27 protein-coding genes are annotated in these 26,755 nt (G+C 65.6%); 9 read left to right on the top strand and 18 right to left on the bottom strand.

Annotated features, from left to right (window positions below; genetic code table 11):
• Window positions 1-92 precede the first annotated feature (92 nt).
• Entirely contained in the window at window positions 93-224 is a 132-nt protein-coding gene (locus H6955_16970) for a DUF2934 domain-containing protein (protein MCP5315252.1), read from the top strand.
• A gap of 86 nt (window positions 225-310) precedes the next feature.
• On the opposite strand, the gene H6955_16975 is transcribed toward H6955_16970, so the two are convergent.
• Together H6955_16975 and H6955_16980 are read right to left on the bottom strand one after the other, a co-directional pair.
• Window positions 311-904 carry a D-sedoheptulose 7-phosphate isomerase gene (locus H6955_16975; protein MCP5315253.1) on the bottom strand — a complete coding sequence of 198 codons (594 nt, stop codon included), beginning with the start codon at window positions 902-904 and terminating at the stop codon, window positions 311-313.
• Window positions 905-971: 67 nt separating this feature from the next.
• Window positions 972-2,189 carry a TIGR03087 family PEP-CTERM/XrtA system glycosyltransferase gene (locus H6955_16980; GenBank protein MCP5315254.1) on the bottom strand — a complete coding sequence of 406 codons (1,218 nt, stop codon included), beginning with the start codon at window positions 2,187-2,189 and terminating at the stop codon, window positions 972-974.
• Between the two features lie 139 nt (window positions 2,190-2,328).
• On the opposite strand from H6955_16980, the gene ubiD reads away from it, so the two are divergent.
• From ubiD to H6955_16995, 3 genes are all read left to right on the top strand, one after another.
• A complete protein-coding gene (gene ubiD / locus H6955_16985; protein MCP5315255.1) occupies window positions 2,329-3,795 on the top strand; it encodes a 4-hydroxy-3-polyprenylbenzoate decarboxylase in 1,467 nt (488 codons plus the stop codon).
• A gap of 202 nt (window positions 3,796-3,997) precedes the next feature.
• Window positions 3,998-4,627, top strand: coding sequence for an AAA family ATPase (locus H6955_16990; GenBank protein MCP5315256.1), 630 nt, complete (start codon window positions 3,998-4,000; stop codon window positions 4,625-4,627).
• Window positions 4,591-5,004, top strand: coding sequence for a hypothetical protein (locus tag H6955_16995; GenBank protein ID MCP5315257.1), 414 nt, complete (start codon window positions 4,591-4,593; stop codon window positions 5,002-5,004). Before H6955_16990 ends, H6955_16995 begins: the two co-directional genes overlap by 37 nt.
• A gap of 65 nt (window positions 5,005-5,069) precedes the next feature.
• Here the strand turns inward: H6955_16995 and H6955_17000 are convergent, their stop codons facing one another.
• Window positions 5,070-5,765 (bottom strand): c-type cytochrome, encoded by a 696-nt coding sequence (locus H6955_17000; GenBank protein MCP5315258.1) that lies wholly within the window; start codon window positions 5,763-5,765, stop codon window positions 5,070-5,072.
• Between the two features lie 106 nt (window positions 5,766-5,871).
• Between H6955_17000 and H6955_17005 the strand changes: the two genes are divergently transcribed.
• On the top strand, window positions 5,872-6,726 hold the full coding sequence (locus H6955_17005) for a LysR family transcriptional regulator (GenBank protein ID MCP5315259.1): 855 nt from the start codon (window positions 5,872-5,874) through the stop codon (window positions 6,724-6,726).
• Window positions 6,727-6,746: 20 nt separating this feature from the next.
• Here the strand turns inward: H6955_17005 and H6955_17010 are convergent, their stop codons facing one another.
• Window positions 6,747-7,388 (bottom strand): TusE/DsrC/DsvC family sulfur relay protein, encoded by a 642-nt coding sequence (locus H6955_17010; protein MCP5315260.1) that lies wholly within the window; start codon window positions 7,386-7,388, stop codon window positions 6,747-6,749.
• Window positions 7,389-7,680: 292 nt separating this feature from the next.
• On the opposite strand from H6955_17010, the gene H6955_17015 reads away from it, so the two are divergent.
• Window positions 7,681-8,415 (top strand): 2,3-diphosphoglycerate-dependent phosphoglycerate mutase, encoded by a 735-nt coding sequence (locus H6955_17015; GenBank protein MCP5315261.1) that lies wholly within the window; start codon window positions 7,681-7,683, stop codon window positions 8,413-8,415.
• 111 nt (window positions 8,416-8,526) lie between these two features.
• On the opposite strand, the gene H6955_17020 is transcribed toward H6955_17015, so the two are convergent.
• The 4 genes from H6955_17020 to H6955_17035 form a co-directional block, all read right to left on the bottom strand.
• Window positions 8,527-9,738 (bottom strand): GGDEF domain-containing protein, encoded by a 1,212-nt coding sequence (locus tag H6955_17020; GenBank protein ID MCP5315262.1) that lies wholly within the window; start codon window positions 9,736-9,738, stop codon window positions 8,527-8,529.
• Between the two features lie 268 nt (window positions 9,739-10,006).
• Window positions 10,007-10,249, bottom strand: coding sequence for a hypothetical protein (locus H6955_17025; GenBank protein ID MCP5315263.1), 243 nt, complete (start codon window positions 10,247-10,249; stop codon window positions 10,007-10,009).
• An 80-nt stretch (window positions 10,250-10,329) separates the two neighbouring features.
• Window positions 10,330-12,876 (bottom strand): response regulator, encoded by a 2,547-nt coding sequence (locus H6955_17030; GenBank protein MCP5315264.1) that lies wholly within the window; start codon window positions 12,874-12,876, stop codon window positions 10,330-10,332.
• Window positions 12,877-13,099: 223 nt separating this feature from the next.
• Window positions 13,100-14,005, bottom strand: a complete 906-nt coding sequence (locus H6955_17035; protein ID MCP5315265.1) for an SDR family oxidoreductase — start codon at window positions 14,003-14,005, stop codon at window positions 13,100-13,102.
• A 42-nt stretch (window positions 14,006-14,047) separates the two neighbouring features.
• Here H6955_17035 and H6955_17040 point away from each other — a divergent pair, with 42 nt between their 5' ends.
• Entirely contained in the window at window positions 14,048-15,067 is a 1,020-nt protein-coding gene (locus H6955_17040; protein MCP5315266.1) for a CDP-6-deoxy-delta-3,4-glucoseen reductase, read from the top strand.
• Between the two features lie 24 nt (window positions 15,068-15,091).
• Here H6955_17040 and H6955_17045 read toward each other — a convergent pair whose 3' ends face one another.
• The 4 genes from H6955_17045 to hemC form a co-directional block, all read right to left on the bottom strand.
• Entirely contained in the window at window positions 15,092-16,390 is a 1,299-nt protein-coding gene (locus tag H6955_17045) for a heme biosynthesis protein HemY (GenBank protein MCP5315267.1), read from the bottom strand.
• A complete protein-coding gene (locus tag H6955_17050; protein ID MCP5315268.1) occupies window positions 16,387-17,601 on the bottom strand; it encodes a uroporphyrinogen-III C-methyltransferase in 1,215 nt (404 codons plus the stop codon). The genes H6955_17045 and H6955_17050 overlap by 4 nt, the downstream gene beginning before the upstream one ends.
• 79 nt (window positions 17,602-17,680) lie before the next feature.
• Window positions 17,681-18,562: a uroporphyrinogen-III synthase gene (locus tag H6955_17055; protein MCP5315269.1), complete on the bottom strand. Its 882-nt coding sequence runs from the start codon at window positions 18,560-18,562 to the stop codon at window positions 17,681-17,683.
• Window positions 18,474-19,406 (bottom strand): hydroxymethylbilane synthase, encoded by a 933-nt coding sequence (gene hemC / locus H6955_17060; protein ID MCP5315270.1) that lies wholly within the window; start codon window positions 19,404-19,406, stop codon window positions 18,474-18,476. The genes H6955_17055 and hemC overlap by 89 nt, the downstream gene beginning before the upstream one ends.
• A gap of 137 nt (window positions 19,407-19,543) precedes the next feature.
• Here hemC and H6955_17065 point away from each other — a divergent pair, with 137 nt between their 5' ends.
• Together H6955_17065 and H6955_17070 are read left to right on the top strand one after the other, a co-directional pair.
• A complete protein-coding gene (locus H6955_17065) occupies window positions 19,544-20,023 on the top strand; it encodes a DUF302 domain-containing protein (protein ID MCP5315271.1) in 480 nt (159 codons plus the stop codon).
• Window position 20,024: 1 nt separating this feature from the next.
• On the top strand, window positions 20,025-20,384 hold the full coding sequence (locus H6955_17070; GenBank protein MCP5315272.1) for a thioredoxin family protein: 360 nt from the start codon (window positions 20,025-20,027) through the stop codon (window positions 20,382-20,384).
• Between the two features lie 196 nt (window positions 20,385-20,580).
• On the opposite strand, the gene hemF is transcribed toward H6955_17070, so the two are convergent.
• The 6 genes from hemF to dprA form a co-directional block, all read right to left on the bottom strand.
• Window positions 20,581-21,501 (bottom strand): oxygen-dependent coproporphyrinogen oxidase, encoded by a 921-nt coding sequence (gene hemF / locus H6955_17075; GenBank protein MCP5315273.1) that lies wholly within the window; start codon window positions 21,499-21,501, stop codon window positions 20,581-20,583.
• A 132-nt stretch (window positions 21,502-21,633) separates the two neighbouring features.
• A complete protein-coding gene (locus H6955_17080; GenBank protein ID MCP5315274.1) occupies window positions 21,634-21,876 on the bottom strand; it encodes a hypothetical protein in 243 nt (80 codons plus the stop codon).
• Window positions 21,877-21,987: 111 nt separating this feature from the next.
• The gene (locus H6955_17085) at window positions 21,988-22,554 is read right to left on the bottom strand and encodes a threonylcarbamoyl-AMP synthase (GenBank protein MCP5315275.1); all 567 of its coding nucleotides are present in this window, start codon (window positions 22,552-22,554) and stop codon (window positions 21,988-21,990) included.
• 19 nt (window positions 22,555-22,573) lie between these two features.
• On the bottom strand, window positions 22,574-24,871 hold the full coding sequence (gene topA / locus H6955_17090) for a type I DNA topoisomerase (GenBank protein MCP5315276.1): 2,298 nt from the start codon (window positions 24,869-24,871) through the stop codon (window positions 22,574-22,576).
• A gap of 183 nt (window positions 24,872-25,054) precedes the next feature.
• Entirely contained in the window at window positions 25,055-25,534 is a 480-nt protein-coding gene (locus tag H6955_17095) for a DUF494 domain-containing protein (GenBank protein MCP5315277.1), read from the bottom strand.
• Window positions 25,535-25,619: 85 nt separating this feature from the next.
• Window positions 25,620-26,735, bottom strand: a complete 1,116-nt coding sequence (gene dprA, locus H6955_17100) for a DNA-protecting protein DprA (protein ID MCP5315278.1) — start codon at window positions 26,733-26,735, stop codon at window positions 25,620-25,622.
• Window positions 26,736-26,755: the final 20 nt, after the last annotated feature.

Raw genomic sequence — 26,755 nt, forward strand, 5'->3', positions numbered from 1 at the left:
CCACACGTGCCCAGAAGGTCGCGAGTGCTCCGGCGGCTGCGGCCAAGTCCGGCAGCGCCGTGCGGCGCATCAGCTCGGCCGAGCGTCATCGAATGATCGCCGAGGCCGCCTATCTCCGGGCCGAGTCGCAGGGCTTCCTCAGCGATGAGCACGAGGACTGGGTGATCGCGGAGTCCGAGGTCGACGCGCGGTTGCGCAAGGCCAAGGTCGAGATCACCGGTTGAGCGCAGGCGGCACGCGGTCGAGATCCGCGGGCCGTCGACGGGGACGCAGACCGGAACGGGTCACGCCGCTTCGGTGTCGCCGTTGTTCAGTGCGCGCCGAACAGCGCGCGTTCGGTCGTCGCGCACAGGATATGGCCGATCATGATCTGACCCTCCTGGATGCGTGGCGTGTCGGTCGACGGGATCCTGATGCAGTGGCGGCACAGGGCGGCCATGTTGCCGCCTGTCGCACCGGTCAGGCCGATCGTGACCAGACCGCGCTGACCGGCGGTCGCCAGTGCCCGCACGATGTTCGGTGAGTTGCCCGAGGTCGAGATCGCGATGAACACGTCGCCGGGTCGGCCGCTGGCCTCGATCTGGCGGCTGAACAGGCTCTCGAATCCGTAGTCGTTGCCAATGCCGGTCAGGATCGAGGTGTCGGTGGTCAGCGCCATCGCCGGCAGTGCGGGTCGATCGATCGTGAAACGGCTGACCAGTTCGGCGGCGATGTGCTGGGCGTCCGCGGCGCTGCCGCCATTGCCGGCGACCAACACCTTGCCGTCGTTGCGATAGGTCCCGACGATCAGTCCGGCGACCTCCTCGATCTGTGCGATCAGTTCGGTGTCCGCCAGGATCGCCTCCTTGACGGAGATCGAGTCGGTGATTTGCTGCTCGACGAATCCGTCGGGTATCTGGGTCATCCTGGTTGCCTGCGGGTCGGTGGTCCGGGTATGCGGTGCTCGTGGCGATTGTAGACTGCCGGGCGCCTCAGATATCCGCCTCGATCTCACCGCTTTCCAGCAGTCGACCGATGCGTTGCAGATTCGATTCCCAGTCGTAACGTTCGAGGACGCACTGGCGCGCCGCCTGGTCGATCTGCCGCGGTTTCTGCAACAGCGCCACCGCGGCATCGGCGAGGACGGCAGGGTCGTCGCTGACCGTCGGTGTGAAGCCGGGGTAGGGCTGGATCCCGGTCATGGCGCCGGGGCTGGCGATCACCGGCAGTTGCATCGCCATCGCCTCCAGCACCTTGTTCTGGATGCCGCGCGCGATGCGCAGCGTCAGTGCCGCGGCGTGTGCATGGGCGAGATAGGGGCGCACATCGTCGACCGCGCCCGTGACGCGGATACCGTCGCGTTCGGCGAGCCGCTGCACCGCGGGTGCCGGACGCATGCCGACGATGCAGAACAGTGCCTCGGGTACCGCTTCACGCACACGCGGCAGTACCTCGTCGGCGAACCAGGTCACTGCGTCGACGTTTGGCCAATAGTCCATCGCCCCGGTGAACACCAGCGCCCGGGCCCCGGCCGCATAAGGATTGGGGTGGTCGAGTCGCGGATCGAAAAAATCGCTGTCGACGCCCTGGATCCGGTAGGTGGTTCGCGACGCCGACTCCGGCGCCAGCCCGCGAAACAGCTCCGCTTCTTCGCGCGATACCAGCACGGTGCCATCGAACTCGAGGGCCATGCGCCGTTCGAACGCGAGCAGCCGGTCGGCCTCGCGACGGTACAGCCAGCTCATCGGCCACGCCTTGCGTTCGCCATAGCTGCGCCATTTTTCGGAATCCACGTCGACCATATCGAACAGCCCGATCGCGCCCTCGGGCATCCGTCCGGCGACGTACTGTGCCATTGGGCCGCTGAACACGACGATCCGTTCCGGACGCACCTCGCGCAGCACGCGTGTGGTCCACGCGAACAGTTCGCGATGGTACAGGTACGGCAGTGACAGCGCCTGGCCGGTGAGCAGTCCGCGCAGGCTGAGTAACCGGGCACTCAGCGGATGCAAGCGCGGCGCGCACACTTCGGTGCACATGGCGCCCAGCTTGTCGACGTGCTGCAGGTCCGCGGGGTCGTCGACGAAGGTGCCGAGGTACACGTTGTAGCGTTCGGCGAGGAAACGCAGCAGCGCGAACGACGCGATCTTGTCGCCCTTGTTGGGTGGATAGGGCAGACGATGGACCAGGTACAGCAGATTCTTTTTCAATGGTGCGGTCGGGTCTGACGGTAGGTGGTGACGGTGTCTGGGAGGCCGGTGGCTGCCGCTGCGGGCGGCGCCCTGTGCGGATTTCGCGCTGGGTCGGCTTATCCCCTAAAGTAGCCGGGTTCTGTCGCAGGATAACACCATGAAATACCGCGATCTGCGCGATTTTATCCATCAGCTCGAGGCGCGTGGCCAGCTTCGGCGTATCGCCGCCGAGATCGATCCCTACCTGGAGATGACCGAGGTCTGTGATCGCACGCTGCGCCGCGCGGGACCGGCGCTGTTGTTCGAGAGGCCCAAGGGCCACCGTATCCCGGTGCTCGGCAATCTGTTCGGCACGCCGGAACGGGTCGCGCTGGGCATGGGCGAGGAGTCGGTCGGGGCATTGCGCGAGGTCGGTGTGCTGCTGTCGCAGCTCAAGGAGCCGGAACCGCCTAAGGGCATGAAGGACGCCTGGGACAAGCTGCCGGTGTTCCGCAAGGTGCTCGACATGGCGCCGAAGGTCGTCAAGGGCGCGAGCTGTCAGGCCAACGTGCTGGAAGGCGCCGAGGTCGACCTCGGTGACCTGCCGGTGCAGACCTGCTGGCCCGGCGATGCCGGTCCGTTGATCACCTGGGGCCTGGTCGTCACCCGCGGCCCACACCGTGCACGCACCAATCTCGGTATCTACCGGATGCAGGTGCTGGGTCGCGACCGCGTCATCATGCGTTGGTTGGCGCACCGCGGCGGTGCGCTCGATTTTCGCGACTGGCAGCAGGCGCACCCCGGCGAACCGTTCCCGGTCGCGGTTGCATTGGGCGCCGATCCGGCGACCATCCTCGGCGCGGTGACCCCGGTGCCGGACAGCCTGTCCGAGTACGCCTTCGCGGGCCTGCTGCGCGGTGCGCGCACCGAGGTCACGCGCTGTGTCGGTTCGGACCTGCAGGTCCCGGCGAATGCCGAGTTCGTGCTCGAGGGCCATATTCTCCCCGGCGATACGGCCGCCGAGGGACCCTTCGGAGACCACACGGGCTATTACAACGAGGTCGATCGTTTTCCGGTGTTCACGATCGACCGGATCACCCACCGCGACGACCCGATCTACCACAGCACCTATACCGGCCGGCCACCGGACGAGCCCGCGATCCTCGGCGTGGCGTTGAACGAGGTGTTCGTGCCGATCCTGCGGAAGCAGTTCCCGGAGATCGTCGACTTCTACCTGCCGCCCGAGGGTTGCTCGTACCGGATGGCGGTGGTCAGCATGAAGAAGCAGTACCCGGGACACGCCAAGCGGGTGATGTTCGGTGTCTGGTCGTTCCTGCGCCAGTTCATGTACACCAAGTTCGTGATCGTCACCGACGACGACGTCGATGTGCGCGACTGGAACGACGTGATCTGGGCGATGACGACGCGCATGGACCCGGTGCGCGACACGACGCTGGTCGAGAATACGCCGATCGACTATCTCGATTTCGCCTCACCGGTCTCGGGCCTGGGTGGCAAGGTCGGTTTCGATGCGACCAACAAGTGGCCCGGCGAGACCAGCCGGGAATGGGGCCGGCCGATCACCATGGATGCGGCGGTGAAGGCGCGCATCGATACGCTCTGGGACGAACTCGGCATCGACTGAGCGAATGCCGGCCGGGCTCGGGGGGCGGTTCCTGGCCGCACCGTCCTGTGGGGCGCGAACCGGTCCCGCCGAGGGTCCGCGACCATCGCGCTCGTGGCCCTCGTCGGGCGGAGCAGGCGAAATGTTTCGGGCCTGGCGCCTTGCCGCGCCCGCGCAACTCGTCTGTAATGCGCCATCCATGTCGAAGAGGAGGGAGATCGAGGTGCAGACCATCCTGTGCATGAACGCCAAGGGCGGGTGCGGCAAGACGACCATCGCGACGAATCTCGCGACCTGGTACGCGGATGAGGGCGGCAAGGTCGCAATCATGGACTTCGATCCGCAGCGTTCCAGCCTCGATTGGCTGGTGGCGCGTGACGACTACACCGGGGTGCCGGTGATCGAGGGCGTGGACGCCGTCGCCGGCGAGGCGCGTGCCGCGCACGGTACCGACGTCGCCGTGCTCGACGCGCCGGCGGCGGTCTACGGTGCCGCGGTCACCCAGCTGTTGCGGCGCGCCGACGTGCTGCTCGTCCCGGTGCTGCCGTCGCCGATCGATATGCGGGCCGCGGCAAGATTCATCGACGAGCTGCTGTCCTCCGGGCGTATCTCGCGGGGTCAGACGCGGATCGCGTTGATCGCCAACCGGGTACGTGAGCAGACGCGCATCTACCATGTGCTCGAGGAGTTCCTCGACGCCTACAAGATCCCGCTGTTGACCCATCTGCGCGAAAGCCAGAATTACATCCGCTCCGCAGAGACCGGGCTTGGCATCTTCGAGCTCGCTCCGTCGCAGGTCGCGCTCGACGTCGTGCAATGGGATCCGGTGATCAAGTGGCTGCGACAAGGTTGAACCGCACCCTCGCGGCGGGGCTGCTGGGTGCCGCGTTGGCCACCCCGGTTGCCGCCGGAGTGGCCGACGTACTGAAGGTGGATATCCGTCCCACCGAGGAACGCGGCTATTTCGATATCGACGTCACGCTGCGTCATGCCGACACCGGCTGGGACCACTATGCGAACCGCTGGGAGGTCCTGGCCCCCGACGGCAGTGTGCTCGCGACACGGGTACTGGCCCACCCGCACGTCAACGAACAGCCGTTTACTCGCGGCCTGAGCCGGGTGCACATCCGTGGCGAGTACACCTGGGTGAAGGTGCGCGCGCACGACCTGGTGCACGGTTACGGTGGCAGAGAGGTCACACTCAGCGTACCGCACGGCGCCACCCGATGAGTCGGGCCCGCTGCGTCTAAGCCTCCCCGGGCACCGCCATCACCGACCTGTGCCACAGCCCCCGTTCAGAGCGGCGGCAGCGGGTGGCGCTTGCCGAGTGCGAGGTAATAGTCCGCGAGCGTCTTGATCTCTGCGTCGCTGAGCCCCTTCGCGGCCTTCTGCATCACGCCGTCTTCGTCGTTGGCGCGCTCGCCGGAACGGAACGCCTGCAGTGTCGCTTCGAAGAACACCAGCGGCATGCCGGCCAATGCCGGGGCCGTGTACTTGTCCTTCTTGCCGCGACCATCGTCGCCGTGGCAGTCCGCACATGCATCGATGCCGCGACCGGCATCACCCGTGCTGACCAGGGCAGGTGCCGCCGGCATGCTGACACCATCCTCCTCGGGTAGCGCTTTTCCGCCGAACAGCACCGCAAGGTCGGCCATCTCCTGCTCGCTGAGCTTGCTGGCGGTCTTGTTCATCTTGCCGCCTTCGCGCGCGTCGGCCTTGAAATCGTGCAATTGCTTGTACATGTAGTCGGCGCGCTGCCCGGCCAGGTGCGGCATCTCGGGGTCGTCGCTGACGCCGTCCGGCCCGTGGCACTTCGCGCATTTCTTGGTCATCGCCTCGACCCGTTGAGGATCGGCGGCCGCCAGGTCTTCGGCCGGGCCGGCCAGCGCCATGCCTGTCGCGCCCGATAGGGTCGCGAGCCCCAGCATTGCAAAGGCGAAAAACCCACGTCGTTCGCGCTGGGTGCCGAGGGTCTGGGTCGTGAGATCCATGCATTGTCTCCATCGAGTGAACAACGAAGGCGGGCGAGAGGTCGCAAATCGCCGCCGATTCGCCCAAAGTATCCGCAATCAATGGTTCGCGATGCAACGCACCCGGATGGATATCGACCAGGCCCGCACCTTTCTCGCGATCGCTGCACATGGCAGCTTCCTCGAAGCCGCACGCCGTCTGCACGTCACGCAGTCGACAGTGAGCGCGCGTATCCGCAGTCTGGAGGGGGAACTGGGCGCGCGGCTGTTCGTGCGCAATCGCTCCGGCGCGAGCCTGACGCCAGCCGGCGACCGTTTCATGCGCCACGCGAAGAACCTGGTGCTGACCGCCGAGCAGGCGCGCCACGACACCGGCCTTTCGGGCCGGTTCGATGGTTCGATCCGGGTTGCCGGACGCATAGCGCTTTGGGAGGGCTTTCTCCCGCGCTGGGTGGGATGGATGCGGCGTTTCGCCCCAACGATATCGGTGCGCTGCGAGATCGGTTTCGAAGAGGACCTGATGCGCAGGATGGTCGAAGGGACGCTGGATGTCGCACTGATGTACACGCCCAGTCATGCCCCTGACCTGGTTGTCGAACACCTGTTCGACGAGACCCTGGTGATGGTCAGCACCCGGGAGGACACCCGGTGGCCGGGGGACGACTACATCTACGTGGAATGGGGTCCCGGATTCTATGCCAAGCACCGCGACAGTTTCCCCGATCTCGAACGACCGGCCCAGGTGGTCAATATAGGCTGGCTGGGGGTGCAGCTGATGCTGGCCAACGGGGGCGCGTCTTTTCTACCGCTGCGCATGGCGCAGCCGCTGATCGACGAGGGGCGGTTGTTTCGCGTCGCCGAAGGTCCCCAGTACCTGCATCCGGCCTACATGGTGTTCCCGCGCGCGATCGACAACGAGGCGCTGCGCCAGGCGCTCCAGGGCCTGCGCGACCTGGCGCATGAAGAACGCCAGCGCGCTTGACCAGGCCTGCGGCCGGTCTCTCAGTGTTCGCCCTTGGTGCGCAGCAGACCGGCCAGACGGTTGCCCTGCTTTTGCGGACCGCCGCGTGGGAACAGCCGGTGCAGGTAGCGGCTGTTGCCGCGAGCCGTGCCCCAAAGGTCGCGGAAGTGGCGCACCATGTCGCGCACGCTGGCCTGGGTGCCGTGGCGCGCAAAGTGTGCCCGCAGATGACGGATCAGCTCCCAGTGCTCGGCCGTCAGCGCCAGCCCCTCCATCTCCGCCTGGGCCCGGGCGAAGCCCTCGGACCACTCGCTCGGATCGACCATGTAGCCCTCGCTGTCGGTGAGGATCTCGCGGCCTTCCACCAGGGTGCTCTGTACCGTCATGCTGGGATAGGCATTGCTGCCACCCGGCAGCCGGTCCGGTGCACCGGCGGAGGCGTTGCCCGACTGGGTGATCGACCACAGGCCGATCTCGATCTCGCCGGCGAGGCGACCGTGAAAACGTTCCACACCGGAGACCAGCACCTTGCCGCTGCCCGGCGGCAGTTCGAAGCGCGCGACCCCTGAGCGGTCGGTCAGTACTGCGTCCGATGGTCCCTCGGCGGCGTCCAGTGCCAAAACCACCGGGGTCCGTTTGAGCGGCTCTTTGGTCACCTTCATGAACACCTTGACTGCGATCATCGTCGTCTCCTGCTGCGTATCGAGCGCCTGCAGGCCAGTATCTTCGCCACTTTGGAAAACACAAGCGATATTTATCGCGATTTGATATCGAAAAAATCGATATTAATTGGTCAGGAACCTCGTGGCTTCGCCGCCTGCGCCATGAGGTGCGGCGCCCACTATTAGGTGTTGACTATTGATTCAATAAAAGCAAACGATTTTATTAATCGCATTGCCGGCCCCATAGTTGGGGGCATACGGCGGTGGTTCGGGTCGCACCGAATGCGCCGCGAACCGAGTGTGGAGGACGACGATGCCCAACGAGATGTTCATGCCGGTGGTGGTGATGATCCGCCATGCCCAGAGCGAGTGGAACCGCGAAGGGCGCTTCACCGGCTGGGCCGACCCGGGTCTGACCGAGGTCGGAGAGGCCGAGGCGGTTCGCGCGGGCCAGCTGCTCGCGCGCCGGGGGTTGCACTTCGACGTTGCGTACACGTCGCGCCTGGCGCGTGCGCGCCAGACCGCAGAGACGGTGCTGCGCCTGTCGGGCGACGCGGATGTGCCGCTGGTGGCCGACTGGCGGCTCAACGAACGCCACTACGGTGCCCTGCAGGGTGAGGACAAGGCAGCGATGACCGCGCGTGTCGGCGAACACCAGGTGTGGCGCTGGCGGCGCGGCTACCTCGACCGCCCACCCGCAATGACGGCGGATGATCCCCATCATCCGGCGCGGGACGCGCGGATGGCCGACATCGATCCTGCTGAACGGCCGAACGGCGAGAGCCTGGCCGACACCCGGCGGCGCGTCACGGGTTTCTGGGACACCGAGATCGTGCCCCAGATCCGCGCCGGACGGCGGCTGTTGATCGCCAGCCATGGAAATACGCTGCGCGCCTTGATCATGGCGCTCGACGGCATGCAGCAGCACCAGGTCGAGGCCTTCGAGATCCCGACCGGGGTGCCCATCCTGTATGTCTTCTCGGCCAGCGGTGAACCGATCGGCTGGCACTATCTCGACCCGACGGCCGACGGTCTGCGCGCTGCCTAGGTTCTGCCGTGCCGGCGTCCAGCGTCTGCGCCAGCCATGACCGGGGCCGGTATCGCACTGACCCGGGCGTCCGGTCAGCCCCGCCGCCGTGGCGACGCAAGGGGTATGCGATCAGGCGTCCGCGACCCGCGCGGCGGGTGGTGGTTCGACCCGGGCGATCTGGTCGCGGCCCGCGTCCTTGGCCTTGTAGAGTCCCTGGTCCGCCCGCTGGATCACGTCTTCGATGCCGGCATCACCCGGCTGGACGCAGGCGAAGCCGACGCTGATCGTGATCTGGAGTGCCAGTTCGCCGACGTCGATCGGTCGCTCGCGGATAGCGTTCCATACCCGTTCGGCGACTTCGCGGATGTGATCCCGGTCGCTGTTGGGGGCGACGATCAGAAACTCCTCTCCGCCGTAACGCCCGACCAGGTCGTAGCGTCTTACCGACTCCTTGAGGCGAGCGGCGACTTCGCGCAGCACATCGTCACCGACCTGGTGTCCGTAGTTGTCGTTGATGCGCTTGAAGTGGTCGATGTCGATCAGGATACAACCGGCGCTGTCCGGGCGGTCGATACGCTGGCGATCGCGCTGTACACGGAGAAACTCCTCCTCGGCGCGGTCGAGCAGGAAGCGGCGGTTCGCAATCCCGGTCAGTGCATCGGTCACCGCCATCGCGTGCAGTTCGAGCTCGTAGAGACTCAGTTGTCGCGTCCCCTTGCGCATGATCAGGAACAGGATTCCGAACGCGACCAGCAGCACGGCACCTATCACCAGGATCGACGAGCGCAGCACGCCGGCCAGCTTCTCCCGATACTGTGTGACGTCCATATAGATCTCGAACGCGCCGATGATCGCTCCCGAGCGGTTGGTGACCGGGACATAGGTCTCGACGACGTCGATGTCGAAGCGTTCCTCTTCGGTGAGGTCGACAATCCGGTCCTTGGTGCCGAACTCGGCGTCCACGCGACCGGCCAGCGCGTGATTCAGGCGCTCGTTCCGGTTGTCGTCGACGCCGATGATCGACGGGTCCGTGCTGTAGATGATCACGCCTCCGGTGTTGAACACCTTTATCTTGACGATGTTGAACGGCCGCAGATAGTCATGCATGCGGCGGTCGATCTGGCCGAACGATGACTCGACGATCGCCAGCGACCTGGCGTCGTCGGGCGAGCCGCCCGAGAGCAGGTCGAGTTCCTGCACGAACAGCGCGTCGGCAATGTTCACCGATTGCTGTTCGGCGATCTTGATGACGTTGTCGGTGTAGATGGAGCGGATGCCGAGAAAGGTGGCCACGAGAATCAGGGCGACCGAAAACACGGCGGACAACGTAAACAACGTCATCAATCGACTCGATCTGTAGGTCCTCGGGTCTTGCATGTGTCCCCCGCAGGGAGGCTGGTTCGGCGTCGTGCGCCGCTCAAGCGGTCGTCTGGGCCGCGAACCCGCCCGCCCGCCCGGCAGGTCAGCGACAAAAACGGTAGCGGCCATGGCGGGCATTGCTTGACTGGCGTCCATGCTTGACGCGGTGGACTTCGCTGCCGTTTCGGCGCGTTTCCCGGTCGTCTGTTGCGCCCCAGGGCACGGCGGGGATGTCTGGCCGACCGTCATGTCACGCCGTTCGGCGCAGCCCCCAGACCGATGCTCCGACCCAGACCACGTTGATCAGGAACGCCGGATAGGCGTCGAACCAGATGCTGTTGAACGCCACCAGCACCCCGCCGAACAGGTTCAGCAGCAGATAGTGCCTGGAACGCGCGGAAAGCCTGCCGGCGATATTGCCTATGAATGTCACGAGGATCGCCGCTGCGCCGACCAGCCCGATCGCTGTCACGATGAGATCCGCTTGGGTCATTCGAGGGTGCCGAGGACTCTACCGGTCACCCGGCAGCTTACAGGTTTCCGGCAGGCCGGTCCGCAACCGGCAGATCGCTGTCACGCGGCGTTGGATCCGCTGCCTTCGCCGTCACCGGTAGCGGTGCGCAGAGCGGCAATACCCGGAATGATCTCGTCGAGTGCAGATCGCACGTCTGACAGCGCGCTTTCGATCCCCTCATCCGTGCGACACGCGGTTTCCAGCGCGTGCGCATAACGCCGCAGGTCTTCGGCGCCGATGTTGCTGGCGATCCCCTTGATGGTGTGGGCGAGGCGAACCGCCGCTTCCGGGTCGTCGTCGTCCTGGGCGATTCGGAACAGCTTTTCGAAATCCGCGTAGCGTTCCTGGAACATCAGCAGCAGCCGGCGGTACAACTGCACGCTGCCGCGAGCGATTGCGAGTCCGGCACGGGTGTCGATGCCAGGCAGCTCGGGAAACGCCGTCGCCGCTTCGGGCACGGTCGCGTGGTCGACCAGCGTCGGCTTGGCGATCGACCGGCGGTCGTTTTCCGACCGCCCGATCCACTGTGCCAGCGTGACGAACATGTGCTCGACTTTGAGTGGCTTGGCGATGTGGTCATTCATGCCGCAATCGAGCGCGCGTTTACGGTCGGCCGCCATGGCGTTGGCGGTCATCGCGATCACCGGTAGCTCGGCAAGTCGCGGATTTTCGCGAATCTTGCGGGTCGCGGTATAGCCATCCATCACCGGCATCTGGCAGTCCATCAGCACGCCGTCGAAGCTCTGCCGGTTGAGCAGCGCCAGCGCGGCCTTGCCGTTTTCCGCACAGACCACCTCGATGCCGGCGCCCGCGAGCAGTTCTCTGGCCAATTCGCGATTGATCTCGTTGTCGTCGACCAGCAGCACCCGCGTCCCGCGCAGGCGCCTGCGCGCCTCGACCGCCTGCCGTTGATCGCTTGTGTCCTGCTGACTGCGTGCGGACACGCTGCCTTGCTGCAGTTCGAACCGAGCGGTGAAATGAAACGCGCTGCCGATCCCCAGTACGCTCTCGACCCAGATCTCACCATCCATCAGTTCGACCAGCCGTTTGCTGATCGCGAGCCCGAGCCCGCTGCCGCCGTAGCGCCGGCTGATCGACGAATCGGCCTGGCTGAACGAGGCGAACAGCTTGGCCTGTTGATCGCTGTCCAGACCGATGCCGGTATCGCGCACCGTGCAGTGCAGCTGCGCACGCTGATCGTCGCGCTCTGCCGTGGATACGCTGATTCGTACGCGGCCCAGCGGTTCGGTGAACTTGACCGCATTGTTGGCCAGATTGATCAGCACCTGGCCGAGCCGCAGCGGATCGCCGACCAGGGCGGTAGGGGTTGCCGGGTCCACGTCCAACATGAACTGCAGCTGCTTTTCGTCGGCCTTGTGGCCAACGATGTGACGCACATTCTCGAGTACGTCCTCGAGGCGAAAGGCGACCTTCTCCATGTCGATCCTGCCTGACTCGATCTTGGAAAAGTCGAGGATGTCATTGAGCACCCCCAGCAACGCTTCGGCCGATTGCTGGATGTTCTGCAGGTAGCCCCGCTGGCGTGGGTTGAGGTCGGTCTGCAACGCCAGATGCGCCATGCCGATGACCACGTTCATCGGCGTGCGGATCTCGTGGCTCATGTTGGCGAGGAATTCGCCTTTGGCGCGTGTCGCCGCCTCCGCCGCGTCCCGCGCCTGCGCCATGGCCCCCTCGGAACGCCGCGCCGCCCGGTAACCGGTGTAGATCAGCGTTCCGACCAGCACGGCGGCGATCGCCAGTGAAACCAGGTACCAGGGGGATGTCAGGAAGCCGTGCGACACGCCGCGTTCCGGGCGCGCGGCGAGCACGAACGGGCTGTTCGGGATCGCCTTCTTCAGCAGGTGATCGAATACGGGATCGGCCTCCATGCCCAGCGGTTCCGGCCAGATCGGGGCGTCGGCCGTCTCGCCGGTGTGCTGGAAATCGACCGCGAAACCGTCGTCACGCATCAGCAGGAGGTAGTCGTTGAGGCCGCGTGCCGATGAAGGACCGCGCATCGCGAACAGTACCGAAGGGTTCACCTCGGCGATCAGCTGGCCGATCTTCGCGCCCTTGAACAGGTAAGGGGCGAGAACCACCACGTGGCTGTGGTCGCTGCCACGCAGCAGCAGGCAGCGGGTCTCGTCGACTTCGGGCAGATTGCTCTCGGACCAGTTACCCGGGGGTATGTTGGGAGCCGCCGCGTCGAGCAGTACGCTGCCGTCGTGCTCCAGCAGTGCCACTCGCAGGTAGATGGGTTGGCCATCGATCTGGTGGTCGTCGAGCAACGCCTGGAAATGCCGTTCGATGGATCGCAGATTGGCGCGCAGGCCATATTCCATCGACATGCCGAGTGCCCGGTTGGCGAAGAAGGCGGCGATCGTACGGTCTTTGGTGAGGATGTCGACATCGCTGACGCGCTGGTTGACGAAATAGCCGAACGTCGCCACGCGCTTGTCCAGATTGAACTGCACCTCGCGCTGCGATGCCGCCCGCAGGCTGTATTGAGCGTAGTAGGTGGTGCCGAGCAACAACAGCAGGTAGACGACCAGCAGCACGCCGGCGACCGCGGCGATCCTTCTGAAAAGTGGGCTGCCTCCCTGCATGCATTCACCTCGCGGCCCGGTCAGGGGCCCGTGACAGCGCCGCCCGGTGCGTTCCCGGCAGGCGCCCGATGTACCGAACGAGCGTGGTAGCGCGTGACCGGTTCAGGCGAGGCGCACGGCATCGTTGCATGGGCTCCGGAGGACAATCACACGGAAATTAACGGCCACTGGCGCCGATCCTTGATCGGGACCCGGCATCGCCCGGCGTTCCGGCGTATGGGATTCACCGGCCGGATTCGCCGGCCACACAGGACGCCAACCCGGTCTCCAGGTCGGGGTAACGCAATATCACCTCCAGCTCCTCGAGCATCTTGCGGTTGTCGAGGCGGCGCGATTCGCGCAGATAAGACATCAGTCCCTGCGACAGGCGCTGATCGGCGTCAGCCAGTCGGATCGACGGCGCGCGCGGCAGCCGGTACAGCGCTGCCACCCGGTCGAAGTAGTCGCGCATATTGCCGGGCGTACCGTCACTCACGTTGTATACCTCGCCGTCGCGACCACGCTCCATGGCCGCTTCACACGTGGCCACCAGGTCATCGATGTGGATCCGGTTCGTCCAGGGCGCTTCGGCCGCGTCCACCATCGGTAGCCCACGCTGCAGGCGCTCCAAGGGCAGCTTGCCGGGGCCGTAGATCCCCGCCACACGCAGGATGACGACCTCGCCGCGGCCGGCTGCACGCCAGGCCGTCAACTGTTGTTCTGCATCGTGGCGGCGCCGCGCCCGATCCACCTGTGGTCTCGCCGGGCGGCGTTCGTCGACCCAGTCGCCGCCGCAATCGCCATACACGCCGGTGGTGCTGATATACAGGATTCTCCGCCGACCCGTGTCGGGGAGTGCGGCGAGGAAACGCTCCATGCGGGGGTCGGTCTGGCCGCTGGACGGCGGCGGCGCCAGGTAGCAGACCTGCGCCCGGTCCCATTCGCCGGCGAGTGGCGGCAGGGTGTGGTCGAGATCCACGGCCTGTGCGGGGTATCCCTGCGCGTTGAGTTCCGCGGCATGCGCCGGGGTTCGCACCCAACAGTGCACGGCCGCGTCGCGTTGCCGGGTTCTGGCCGCAAGGCGGCGGCCGACCGCACCGCATCCGACAATTAACACGCCCCACCCCCAGGTTTTTTTTGCCTTTCGCATCAAGGACAATTGCGATTCTGTCATCCCTGTAAGCCAATCGCCATGCCGTATACCGTGACCATCCAAAACAGCGGCCACCAGTTCGAGGTGGAAGACCGCGAGACCGTGCTCGACGCCGCGATTCGCCAGAATGTCGGTCTGCCGTACGGATGTCGCAACGGTCGCTGCGGTTCCTGCGCCGCCGACCTCATCGCCGGGGACGTTCACTATGATGCCCGGCCGCCGGCCCTGGACGAGGTCGGCGACGGTAAATGCCTGCCGTGTCAGGCATTCGCGGTCAGTGATCTGACCATCGCGGTACGCGAGGCGGAGACCCCGGCGGACATCGAGGTCAAGCTGCTGCCGGTGCGGGTCAATGCGGTCGAGCACCTCAGCCACGATGTCGTGCGATTGTTCCTCAAGCTGCCCGACAATCAGCGCCTTCAGTTTTGCGCCGGCCAGTATCTCGATTTCCTGCTGGCGGATGGACGGCGACGCGCATTTTCGATCGCCAACGCGCCGCACGACGACGAGTTGATCGAACTGCATATCCGGCATGTCGATGGGGGGCGATTCACCGACTGGGTGTTCAACCAGATGAAGGAACGCACCATCCTGCGTGTCCAGGCACCGCTCGGCAGCTTCGTACTCGACGAGCGCTCGACGCGCCCGATGCTGTTCATGGGCGGCGGCACGGGTTTCGCGCCGCTCAAGGGCCAGATCGAACACCTGTTCAAGGCGCGCGAGCAACGCCCGATGCATCTCTATTGGGGCGTGCGCAGCGAACGTGACCTGTATCTGCGTGAGCTGCCCGAGCGCTGGGTGCGGGAGCACGCGAACTTCCGGTTCGTCCCGGTGCTTTCCGAGCCGGATCCCGATTGGCAGGGCCGCACCGGGTGGGTGCACGAGGCGGTCCTCGCCGATCACCCGAATGTCGCCGATTTCGACCTCTACATGGCCGGCCCACCACCGATGATCGTCGCGGCGCGCGAGGCGTTTCGCGCCGCCGGTATGCCCGACGCGCAGATGTATTTCGATTCGTTCGAATACGCCGAGGAATCGCGCGATCAGGCCGCGCAATAGGCGACGCCGCGGTCCGCCGGGGGGCTAGGACTCCGCGCCTTTGGGTATCGCCCCATGGGGTGCCGGTTGCGCAGGCTGCTCGTCGAGCATCGGCCGGTTCGCCTTGGCCTTGCCGATGTCCTGGGGCAGTGGCACCGGTTCGGGGCCCCCGGTTCCCGACAGGCCACGCCGGTAGACGTCGATGGCCTTGTCCGGTTCGTGCATGCGCTCGAGTAGCTGGCCGAGTTCGCGATACGCCTGGGCGGGTCCGTTGCGGCCTATGCACGCCTCGAGATAGCCGCGCGCCTTGCCCCAGAGCTGGGCCCGCAGGCTGAGCCGACCAAGCGTCAGCAGCAGCGTCGGGTCGTCCGGGTGATCGGCCAGCAGGCGTTCCATGTGCGACAGCTGTTTGCCGGCCTCGCCGGTCTCGAGCAACCCGTAGATCTCGACCAGCGTCGGCTCCCACTGCTTGCGCAGTACCTCCCGCAACAACTGCTCCGCCTTGGCGTCCTGGCCGCTTTCCTGCAGGTAGCCGGCGAAATCTCCCAGTAGTTGGGGGTGTTCGCGCAGGCCGCGCGGGACGTCTGCCCAGGCCATCCCGAGACGGCGCTCGTCGCTGGACAGGAACGCCTGCTCGAGCAGCGCGCGATGGGTCCGCACCTCGAGGCGTGACAGATCGGCTTCGTCCTCGACCTTGCGACGCCGCAGCTCCGGCAGGAGTTCACGCAGGTGTTCCCAGTCGCCGAGCTGTTCGTACAGGCGGCGCAGCAGGCGCAAGACGTAGTTGTGTTTCGGCGCCACGCTGCGCAGGTGCTTCAGCGTAGCCAGGGCCTGTTCGAGCTGCTGGTCGGCCAGTTGCAGTTCCGCCTGCGTCAGGCTGACGGCGACATCGGCCGATGGCATGCATTCGTGTGCCAGTCGGATGTAGCTGTCGCGACGGTCATGCGCGCCCTGCAACTGCGCGGCACGGGCGGCCGCGAGGTAGTTCAGCAACGGCGTCTCGGATCGGTCGGCGAAACGTACCAGGCGTTTCTCGGCACTCCGCCAGCTCCCCTCCGACATCTCCAGCAGGCCACGGGTCATCGCCTGTTGGGCGAGCCGTGAGCCACGCTTCTGTTTCCATTCGCGCACGTCCTGGGGAAGGTGCAGCGTACGCACGACCAGGCGGATACCGAAATACAGCAACGCGAACAGGGCGCCCATCAGTAGCAACAGCAGGGCCAGGCTCATCTCCACCGTGTAGTTGCCGAACGCGAGCAGCACGTAGCCGCTGTCGCGGCTCAGTACCACGCCGATGCCGGCACCCGCCAGCATCACCAACCAGATCTTCAGCAGTGGCCTCACTGGGTGACCTCGGCGTCTCCGGGGACGATGTCCCGCATCAGCTTCTGGCGTACCTCGAGCGTCCGCAGCGACTGGCTGATGTCCGGTAGTTGCGGGTGGATGTCGATCGCCAGCATCTTCGCGACCGCACTGCGGACCGCCGTCGCGGTTGCGTCGTCGGCCGCAAAATGGCTGTCCAGCGATGCGGCCGCGGATTGCAGATTGTCGCGAAACAACGCCTGGTCGCCGCGCGCCAGCGCGAGGCGCGCACCCTGCAGATTCAGGCGCAGGTTCTCGTACAGGAAATACTGGTGTTCGGGGGCGAGCATGGCCTGGACCGGCTGATCGCGCTCGCGGATGCGCACCGAGTCCTTGAACCCGGCCCAGAGATCATCCAGCAGGGTGTCCCAGCTACGTTCGCCGGGTGCACGCGCGGCGTGTTCCGGGAGGGTGCGTTCCGGTCCCACGGTGGCGCGGTCGATCTTCAGCTGCGGTACCTGCTCGATCAGCGCGGCCAGCTGCGCGGACATGCCGGCGATGTCCGGCGCCGCGAATCCGCTCAGCTTGGCGATGTCGCGCGCGATCTGTTCACGTACCCCGGTCCAACCCGGGTCCTGCGTATCGCGCAGGCGCTGGTCGGCCAGCTCGAGCGCGACCCGCGCGGTCTGCGTATCGCGTGCCAGTATCAGGCGGTGGTTGGCGATCCGCAGCAGGTAATCCGTCTCGGCGATCATCCACTGGGTACCGGAGCGTCCGACGCGGCGGTGCACGTCGGCGACCGCGGCGCGCAACTCGGCCTCGCGTTCCTCCAGTTTCAGGTTCTCGTCGGCGAGCTTCTGTTCCTGGGTCTGAAACGCGTTGCGCGCCTCGTCGACCGCGAGGCGTTGCTTCGAGAGCACGTCCTGCTGGGCGTTCAGGGTCGATTCCTGGGCCTGCAGCGCCTGCCGAGTGCCGTCCAGTGATTGCTGCAGTTGCTGCTGTCCGCTCATCGCGGTACGCACCCGGGCGCCCATCGCAGCGAGGTCTTGGGAGAGGGCCTGCCAGTAGCGATAGCCGAACGCGATCCCGCCGACCACCAGCAGTAGCGCCACGCCGGCCAGGATCAGCGTCAGGCGCGTGCTCGACCTGGCGGGCGGCGCGCCGCCGCCGTCGTCATGCGCCGGTGGGGCAGCGGGCTCCTGTTCCGGGGTCACGTCGATCACGACGCCCGGTTTTGGATCTTCGTCATTCATGCTGAGTGCTACCGGACAGCGGCCTGCGGCCTTGAGTGGGTTGTGGCGAAGATAGTAGCAAGACTAGCAAACGCCTCGCTCAGACGACATCTTCGGCGACCGCGCAAAGCGTGGCGACGATATCTGGGTCACCGGCCGATGCGGCGACGTACACCGCTTCGCAGCGTAGCGCGATGGCGTGTTCCGCCATGCGCTGGCTGGCCACGACCAAGGGTGTACGACGCAGGAGAGCGGCGCCTCGCTCGCCCAGCAAGCTGAACAGATTGTCGAGGATCGCGTTGCTGGTCGCGGTGACGATCTGCGCCATGCGGTCCCAGTTGCTGACCAGGTTCGCGATCCCCGGCGGGTTCGCGGGAACCTGGCGGCGGTATACCTCGACCGCGCGGACCTCCGCGCCGCGTTCGCGCAATACCTCGGTGAGCAGTTCGCGACCGCCATTGCCTCGCAGGATGTAGACCCGCTTGCCCTGTACCGCCTGCAGCGCCGGCAAGGCGAGAAGACCCTCGCTGTCCATGCGTTCCGGTACCAGGGTGGCGTCGAGCCCGGCCTCGGCAAGCGCCTGGGCGGTTGCGCGGCCCACGGCACCGATCGCGACATCCAGCGGCAGTTGGTCGGGCAACAGCGGAAATGCATACCGCACGGCGTTGGCGCTGACGAACAACAGCAGGTCTGCGCGGCGCGCGCCCTCCAGTTCACGCCGGGCGGCCAGTTTGTCGGTGGGCCCGCGGATCTCCAATGTCGGGAAACGTATCGGACGGCCGTGCGCGGCGGCGATCAGGTCGCACAGGGGCTCGGACTGGTGTGCCGGGCGAGTGACCAGCACACTCAGACCGGCGAGGTCGCAGGGTGGGTTTTGGCTGTTCAAGCGTGCTCTAGGGCTGGGCGTAGAGTTGGCGGAGGATCTCTGCCGCACCGTGTTCGAGCAGTTCCTCGGCAAGGGCGCGGCCGAGTCGCTCGGCATCGTCCACGGGGCCGCGGATCTCGCCACGCACGATCTCGCTGCCATCGACTGTGCCGACCAGGCCGCGCAGATGCAGCTCGCCGGCGTGCAGTGTCGCGTGCCCGCCGATCGGAACCTGGCAGCCGCCCTCGAGACGCTGATTGAGCGCACGTTCGGCGCGGACGCATGATGCAGTGGATCCGTGGTGCAGCGGTTGCAACAGCGCGTTCACACGTGCATCCGCGGCGCGGCATTCGATGCCGATCGCGCCCTGGCCGATGGCCGGCAGGCTTTCTTCGGGGGCGACGAAGCCGCGGATCCGCTCGGCAAACCCGAGCCTGATCAGACCGGCGGCCGCAAGGATGATCGCGTCATATTCGCCGTCGTCCAGCTTGCGCAACCGGGTATTCACGTTGCCGCGCAACGCCGCAATCCGCAGGTCCGGACGGCGGTCGGCCAGTTGACACTGGCGGCGCAGGCTCGAGGTGCCGACACGCGCACCCTGCGGCAGCTCGCCCAGCGTCGCGTAGGCATTCGAGACAAAGGCATCGCGTGGATCCTCGCGCTCCAGGATCACCGCCAGGTGCAGGCCCTCGGGCAAGTCTACCGGGACGTCTTTCATGGAGTGCACCGCAATATCGGCACCACCGTCGAGCATGCGTTGCTCCAACTCCTTGACGAACAGGCCCTTGCCGCCGATTTTCGCCAATGGTGTATCGAGGATCTTGTCGCCCTGGGTGCTCATGCCAATGATCTCGACCTCGAGCCCCGGATGTGCACGGCGCAGTTCGGCGGCAACATGTTCCGCCTGCCACATGGCGAGCGGTGATTTGCGGGTGGCGATGCGGACAGGTGCTTGCGTCATCTCGGGGTGGCGTCTGTGGTCGTTCGAGGCGCCAATGCTATCGGCTGCGGCGGCTCCTGACAAAGGTGAGCCGCTCCGCTCAACGCGTCGTGGTCCGCGGGTTAGAATCACGCGACAGAATCTAGGGAGATCGAGCGATGAAAAGGTTGTTTTTCGCCTGCTGGCTGGTCCTGTTGGCCGGCGTGGCTGCTGCGACGCCGCCCGGTATCCTGCGGCTGGATGTCCGGGCACCGATGGAGGTGACCTACAAAGCGGTGTATGCCGCGCTCGAAGAGGCGCGTTTCTGGGTGGTGTTCGAGGCGGACCTGGGGGCCAACCTGGCGAGTTTCGCCGAGCGATGGGGCGAGGACCTCAACCGCAACCGCCTGGACGGCATCCGCAGCATCGTGGTCTGTAACGCCTGGTATGCGAACCAGGTGAGCAATGCCGACCCCGACTTGCTGGCCCTGTGTCCGCTGCGTGTCAACCTGGTGGAAAAGGAAGGGGTCACGCGGGTGTTGATCGCCCGGCCGACCACGATCGCCGCCGGCAGCCCGGGGATCGCGGTCGTCCAGGAGATCGAAGACGCGCTGGGCGCTGCGCTGCGTTCGGCGGCGGCCAAAGCGGAGGGCCGTTGAAGTGCCTGGCAACCTGATCTTCAGCGCCGGTCTCGACGACTTCGAAGAGCGGGTGATCGGCGACTCCCGGGCGGCCCCGATCCTGGTCGATTTCTGGGCCGACTGGTGCGCACCCTGCCATGCGATCGCCCCGCACCTCACACGCGTGATCAATGGACTCGCCGGCAAGGTCCGTCTGGCCAAGGTCGAGGTCGATGACGGCGAGAACATGAAGCTGGCCGGCCGTTACCGCCTGCGGGGATTCCCCACCGTGATGCTGTTCGTCGGTGGCGAGGAACTGGGACGTTTTGCCGGTGCGCGGCCGGCGCACTGGATCGAAGACTGGATCGCCGAGCACCTCGGAGCGGCCAGCGGAAGCTAGTTCACGAGATGCTCAGGTTTTGGCGTCGGCGGGCGATAACCAAATCAGCGAAAGCCTGAAGTCGAATTCAGGCGTTCCGTGGTCGATCCTCCTCTGGCGCTGGAATACGCGCTCTTCAGGGTCTGCCCCCTCCCCGGGCAGGCCCTTTTTTATCTCCTCCGGGCGTGCCCGAACAGTCCCCGCTTGTGTACGCGTTTCAGCTGTCGCCGGCCAGCCAGTCGCGCGGTTTCAGAAAGACATCGTACAACTCCGCTTCCGCGCTACCGGGTTCCGGTTTCCAGTCGTAGCGCCAGCTGACGAGCGGGGGCAATGACATCAGGATGGACTCGGTGCGGCCACCGGTCTGCAGGCCGAAGATGGTGCCACGGTCGTAGACCAGGTTGAACTCGACATAACGGCCGCGTCGGTACAGCTGAAACTCGCGTTCCCGCTCGCCGTGGGGATCGGCGCGGCGGCGCTGCACGATCGGCAGGTAGGCCGGCACATAGTGGTCGCCGACGCTGCGGAGGAACGCGAACGATCGCTCGAAGCCCCATTCGTTGAGATCGTCGAAAAACAACCCGCCGATGCCGCGCGGCTCGTCGCGATGTTTGAGAAAAAAGTAGTCGTCGCACCACTGTTTGAAACGCCCGTACACATCTTCGCCGAACGGGTCGCAGGCGGCCTTCGCGGTCGCGTGCCAGTGGCGCGCATCCTCGTGCCGTCCGTAGTACGGGGTCAGGTCGAATCCGCCACCGAACCACCACACCGGGTCGGCATCCGGCTTTTCGGCGATGAAGAACCGCACATTGGCATGTGACGTGGGGATATGCGGGTTGCGGGGGTGAATCACCAGCGACACTCCCATCGCCTGAAAGCGCCGTCCCGCCAGTTCCGGCCGTTGTGCGGTCGCCGACGGCGGCAGGCCGTCACCGAACACATGCGAGAAGTTGACGCCGGCCTTTTCGAACAGCTGACCGCCCTCGAGCACCCGCGAACGACCACCGCCACCCCCGGGCCGCTGCCAGGCGTCTTCACGGAAGGGTGCGCCATCCTCGTCGGCCAGCGCCTCGCAGATGCGATCCTGCAGGTCGAGCAGATAGCCGCGTACGGCTTCGATATCGGGGAGATCGGACATGGGTACACCGGAGCCGGCTGAAAAGGGGTGCCCATTTGACCAGACCCGAGCGTGACGTCTCAACCGTGAGCCGGTGGCGGATCGCCGTCCGGGGAGGCCCGCTCGGGCGGGCTCCCCGGGGTCGGGCATGAATCAGTGGTGCAGTGCCTTGCGGCCGCGGACCCGGCTACAGAAGCCGCCTACCGATTTGCACAGATCGCGCAGCGCGAGCACCGCCACGCCGGATGCCATCAGGGCCCAGAAAACCGGCTCGATCCAGCTGTTCGCCTTAAACGTTTCGGAGCCCCAGTTCACGTTCCCGTACAGCGCGTACATCGCAATCGCGAAGATTGCCGCCAGCACGGGTCCGATCAGACAGAAGAGACAGCGCCCCATATCGATCACCTCCCGGTCAACACGCCTACTGGCCCTCAAAGTGTAGAACTGCCCGGCCGGCCTACACCGCGAGCGGATCGCGGGATTGCGTAGGCCTTCGCCTACGCCGGTTCAGCCGGGTCGCACCGTGGCGCCGCTGGCTGCGTCGAGGATCGTTGTCGGGCGGGTGAGGCCGCCGGTGGCGCCGTGCAGCACGAAATCGACGCCGGGGCAGCGTTGGCGTACCTGCAGCGCCGAGCGTGCCGGAGGGTGGCCACTTGCGTTCGCACTGGTGGACACGATGGGCCCGTCGAATGCGTCACACAACGCGGCCGCCAGCGGGTGATCGGTGACGCGCACCGCGAGCGTGCGGTGCTCGCCGCGCAGCCAGGTGGGAGTCGCCGGGTTGGCCGGTAACAGCCAGGTGACCGGGCCCGGCCAGGTCGCATCGAGTTGTCGCTGCAGTGCAGCATCCGGCGGCAGGACGAAGGGTCGCAACTGTGCGAAGCGACTGGCGATCAGGATCAGGCCCTTCTGCAACGGCCGTCGCTTGATCGCCAGCAGACGCAGGACCGCGTCGCGATTCAGTGGGTCGCAGCCGAGGCCGAATACCGCCTCGGTGGGATAGGCGATGACCGCGCCGTTGCGCAATAGGCGCGCCGCATGGCGCAGGCGAAAACGCGAGGCGTCGGGATTCATTGCAGGGGCGCCGGCCTGTTCAGCCCTCGCCGACGGCCTCGGTCGGTGCCTCGTAGGGCTCGGCGAAACTGCATTCGGGTTGTGGGCAGACCTTCTGCGTACCGCTGCGCTTGGTGGTCTTGATCGTCAGCACCGGCCAACCGCACTGCGGACAGGGTTCGGCGACGGGTTCGTTCCACACCGCGTAGTCGCATTTCGGATAGGTCGAGCAGCTGTAGAACACCTTGCCGCGCCGCGACTTGCGTTGCATCAGCGTTCCCTTGTGACATTTCGGGCAGGCCACTCCGGTGTCTTTCGGTTTCTCGATCGGTTCGATGTAGCGGCACTTCGGGTAGCCGGAACAGCCGATGAAGCGGCCATACTTGCCCTGTTTGAACACCAGCTCCGAGCCACACTCCGGGCAGTCACGGCCGACCTTTTCCGGTTCGGCGGCGACGTTTCCGTCACTGTCGAGGTTGCGCGTGTAGTCGCACTCGGGGTAGTGGGTACAGCCGATGAAGCGACCGTTGCGGCCGAGACGGATCGCCAGCTGGCCGCCGCATTTCGGACATTTCTCGTCGATCTTCTCCTGCGTGACGTCGGAACGCTGGACGTTTTCCTGGGTGTGGTCGATACGGTCCTTGAACGGTTGCCAGAACTTCTCCAGCAACGGCACCCATTCTTCCTCACCGCGCGACACCGCATCCAGCTCGTCTTCGAGACGCGCCGTGAAGTCGTAGTCGACGTACTGGGTGAAGTAGTTGGTCAGGAACTTGTTGACCACGCGCCCTACGTCGGTCGGGATGAAGCGCTTCTTGTCCATCTCGACATACTCGCGATCCTGCAGCGTCGAGATGATCGACGCATAGGTCGACGGCCGGCCGATACCGAATTCCTCCAGTGCCTTGACCAGACTGGCCTCGCTGTAGCGTGGCGGCGGTTCGGTGAAGTGCTGCTCGGTGCGGATCTTGTTCAATGCGATCTGCTCGCCTTCGACGAGTGGCGGCAGCATCTTCTCGTCGTCATCGCCCGGTTTGGCGTCGTCGGTCCCTTCGAGGTAGACCTGGATGAAGCCGGGGCTGGCGATGGTCGATCCGTTTGCGCGAAACACGTTGCCCTCGCCGGCGCCCAGATCAGCGGACACGGTATCGATCGTTGCGTGGATCATCTGGCACGCCACTGTGCGCTTCCAGATCAGGCTGTAAAGCTTGAGCTGGTCCTTGTCGAGGTGCTGCGCGATCTCGTCCGGTGCGTGCAGCACCGAGGTCGGGCGGATCGCTTCGTGGGCCTCCTGGGCGTTCTTTGCCTTGGTCTTGTAGTGGCGCGGTGCCTTCGGGAGCTGGTCCTTGCCGAACTTGTCGGCGATGAAGTCACGCAGTTCGGCGACCGCCTCGTCCGCCAGGTTGACCGAGTCGGTACGCATATAGGTGATCAGACCGACCGCGCCGCTGCCGATGTCGACGCCTTCATACAGCTGTTGAGCGATGCGCATGGTGCGCTGCGCCGTGAAGCCGAGCTTGCGTGCGGCCTCCTGCTGCAGGGTCGAGGTCGTGAACGGCGCTGCAGGGTTGCGTTTGCGCTGCTTCTTCTCGACCTTGAGGACCTCGAGCTGGCCGCCTGCGGCCTTGTCGAGCGCCTTTTCCACCTCGGCCGCACGACCGGCTTCGCTGATCGTGAACTGGCTGAGCTTCTCTCCACCGAAATGGGTCAGCTTGGCACTGAACTTCTGACCGTCCTTGGAGGTGTCGGCCTCGATGGTCCAGTACTCGCGTGCGACGAACGCCTCGATCTCGTCCTCGCGCTCACAGATCAGGCGCAGGGCCGGGCTCTGTACGCGGCCTGCCGAAAGTCCCCGTCGTACTTTCTTCCACAACAGCGGCGACAGATTGAAGCCGACCAGATAGTCGAGCGCGCGACGTGCCTGCTGGGCATTCACGAGGTCCATCGACAGTTCGCGTGGATGCGCGACGGCATCCTGGACGGCCTTCTTGGTGATCTCGTTGAACACGACTCGGTGGACCGGCTTGTCCTTCAGGACCCGCCGGTTCTTGAGCAGCTCGTAGAGATGCCATGAGATGGCCTCGCCCTCGCGGTCCGGGTCGGTCGCAAGGTACAGGGCATCCGCGTCCTTCAGTTTGGTGGTGATCGCCTTGACGTGCTTGTCGTTGCGGTCGATCACCTGATATTTCATCGCGAAACCGGCCGTCGGGTCGACGGCGCCTTCTTTCGGCACCAGGTCGCGCACATGGCCGTACGAGGCCAGCACCTCGAACTCCTTGCCGAGATACTTCTTGATCGTTTTAGCCTTTGCCGGCGATTCGACGATAACCAGGTTCATGCTGCGGAACTGCTCGCTAAACAAAACCCGCGCCGGCCAGGCGCGGGTGGATCGATCAACGGCGCTGCGGTGCAGCCCGTCGGCCTATTTATACGGATAGCCGCGCGGACCGCTGGGTGTCAAGCATGGGATTTGTTGGACCGACGTCCAGGACAGCCAGATGGTTCGACCGCTGACCGGGATTCAGTGCAGATACAGCGGCTCGCCGTTGTAGACCAGTTCTTCCATCAACGCGAAGGCGTTTTCCTGGCCAGGCTGGTTGAGAAGGACCAGCAGCACGATCCATTTCACATCGTCTGCGGTCAACTCTTCGGTCTCGATCGCCATCGCCCGTTCGATCACCAGTTCGCGGCTCATCGGATCGAGAATGCCGATCTGCTCGAGATACAGCAGCATGCCCTGGATCTCGAGATCGATGCGCTGCTGTTCGCGTTCGCTGAAGATCCGCATCGAGCGGTTCGGTTGTGCGTCGGCGTAGGTCAGTGATCCCTGCCGCCAGGCGAGTTCGTCCAGCCAGTTGAACGCTTTCTTGATCTCCGGCTGCGGAAATCCGGCCTGTACCAGTTCCTCTTCGAGCATGATCTGATCCGTGGGCACGGATTCCTCGGTGTCCATGTAGTTTTCGTAGATATAGATCAGGACGTCGATGACGTTTTCGTTCACGGCAGTCTTCCTGAAGGGGAATGGGAGGCCTGAAAGGACAGCGGGGAGCGTCCCGGTGGTTGGCCGATTACGGCGGGATATGGGTTCACTCTCGGCTTAATCCAACTCGTGTGAACAGTCCACCTGGAGCCGATGATACATGACCCTGCAATTCGAGCAACAACAGGATTGACGAGACTTCCGCGGCCGGGAACCCGGTTCGTTCGACCAGTGCGTCGGTGGTTGCCGGGGCATGGCCGAGTGCCTCGAGCAGCGCCCGGTGCTGCGGATCGTCCGTGGAAGATGCCGCTGGCGTCGCAACCGGCGCCGTGTGCAGGTCGAATCCGGTGTGCGCGAGCAGCGGCGCGAGTTCCTCGAGCAGGTCTTCGCCGCGTTCGACCAGACGGGCCCCTTCGCGGATCAGCGCGTGGCACCCCCGAGCCAGGGGATTGTGGATCGACCCGGGGATCGCGAACACCTCGCGCCCGGTCTCGGCCGCGATGCGTGCCGTGATCAGCGACCCGCTGTGCAGGGCGGCTTCGACCACCAGGGTGCCGAGGCTGAGTCCGGCCAGAATGCGGTTGCGGCGCGGGAAATTGCCGGGCAGCGGTGGGGTGCCGGTCGGAAACTCAGACACCAGCAGGCCATTCAGCGCGATGTCGTGGGCCAGCGCGCGGTTGCCGGCCGGGTAGACGCGGTCCAGGCCGGTACCGGTCGCCGCCAGGGTCAGCCCGTCGGCGTCAAGTGCGCCCCTGTGTGCGGCCGCGTCGATCCCGGTTGCCAGGCCGCTCGATACGACCAGCCCGGCAGCGGCCAGAAAGGCCGCAAAGTCGTGCGCGGTCTGCCGGCCGCCGGCACTCGGGTTTCGGCTGCCGACGATTGCGGTCTGTGGGAGCGTCAGCAGTTCCGGGTCGCCGTGCAGAAACAGTGCGCTGGGCGGGTTGCCGAGGCTGCGCAGCGCCACCGGATAGGCGGGGTCGACGATTGTCAGCAGGTGGTTGCGCGGCTGTTCGAGCCACCGCATGTCGGCTTCGGCACCACGCCAGTCCGGTGCGCGCAGGTAGGTGCGCAACGCGTCCGGCAGGTTTGGCGGAGGCCGCTCGACCAGTTCGCGCGCACTGCGGGTCGAGGCGAGCAGTGGGTTCAGGGTTTGACAACCGACGCCGGGCGCGCGCAGCAGTGCGCACCAGGCGGCGGCTTCATCGGTTGGGGTTGAGTCCATTCAACCTCCGGGGTTGTTGC

It is taken from the genome of Chromatiaceae bacterium, assembly GCA_024235395.1.
Taxonomy (GTDB): Bacteria; Pseudomonadota; Gammaproteobacteria; order Chromatiales; family Chromatiaceae; genus Thiosocius.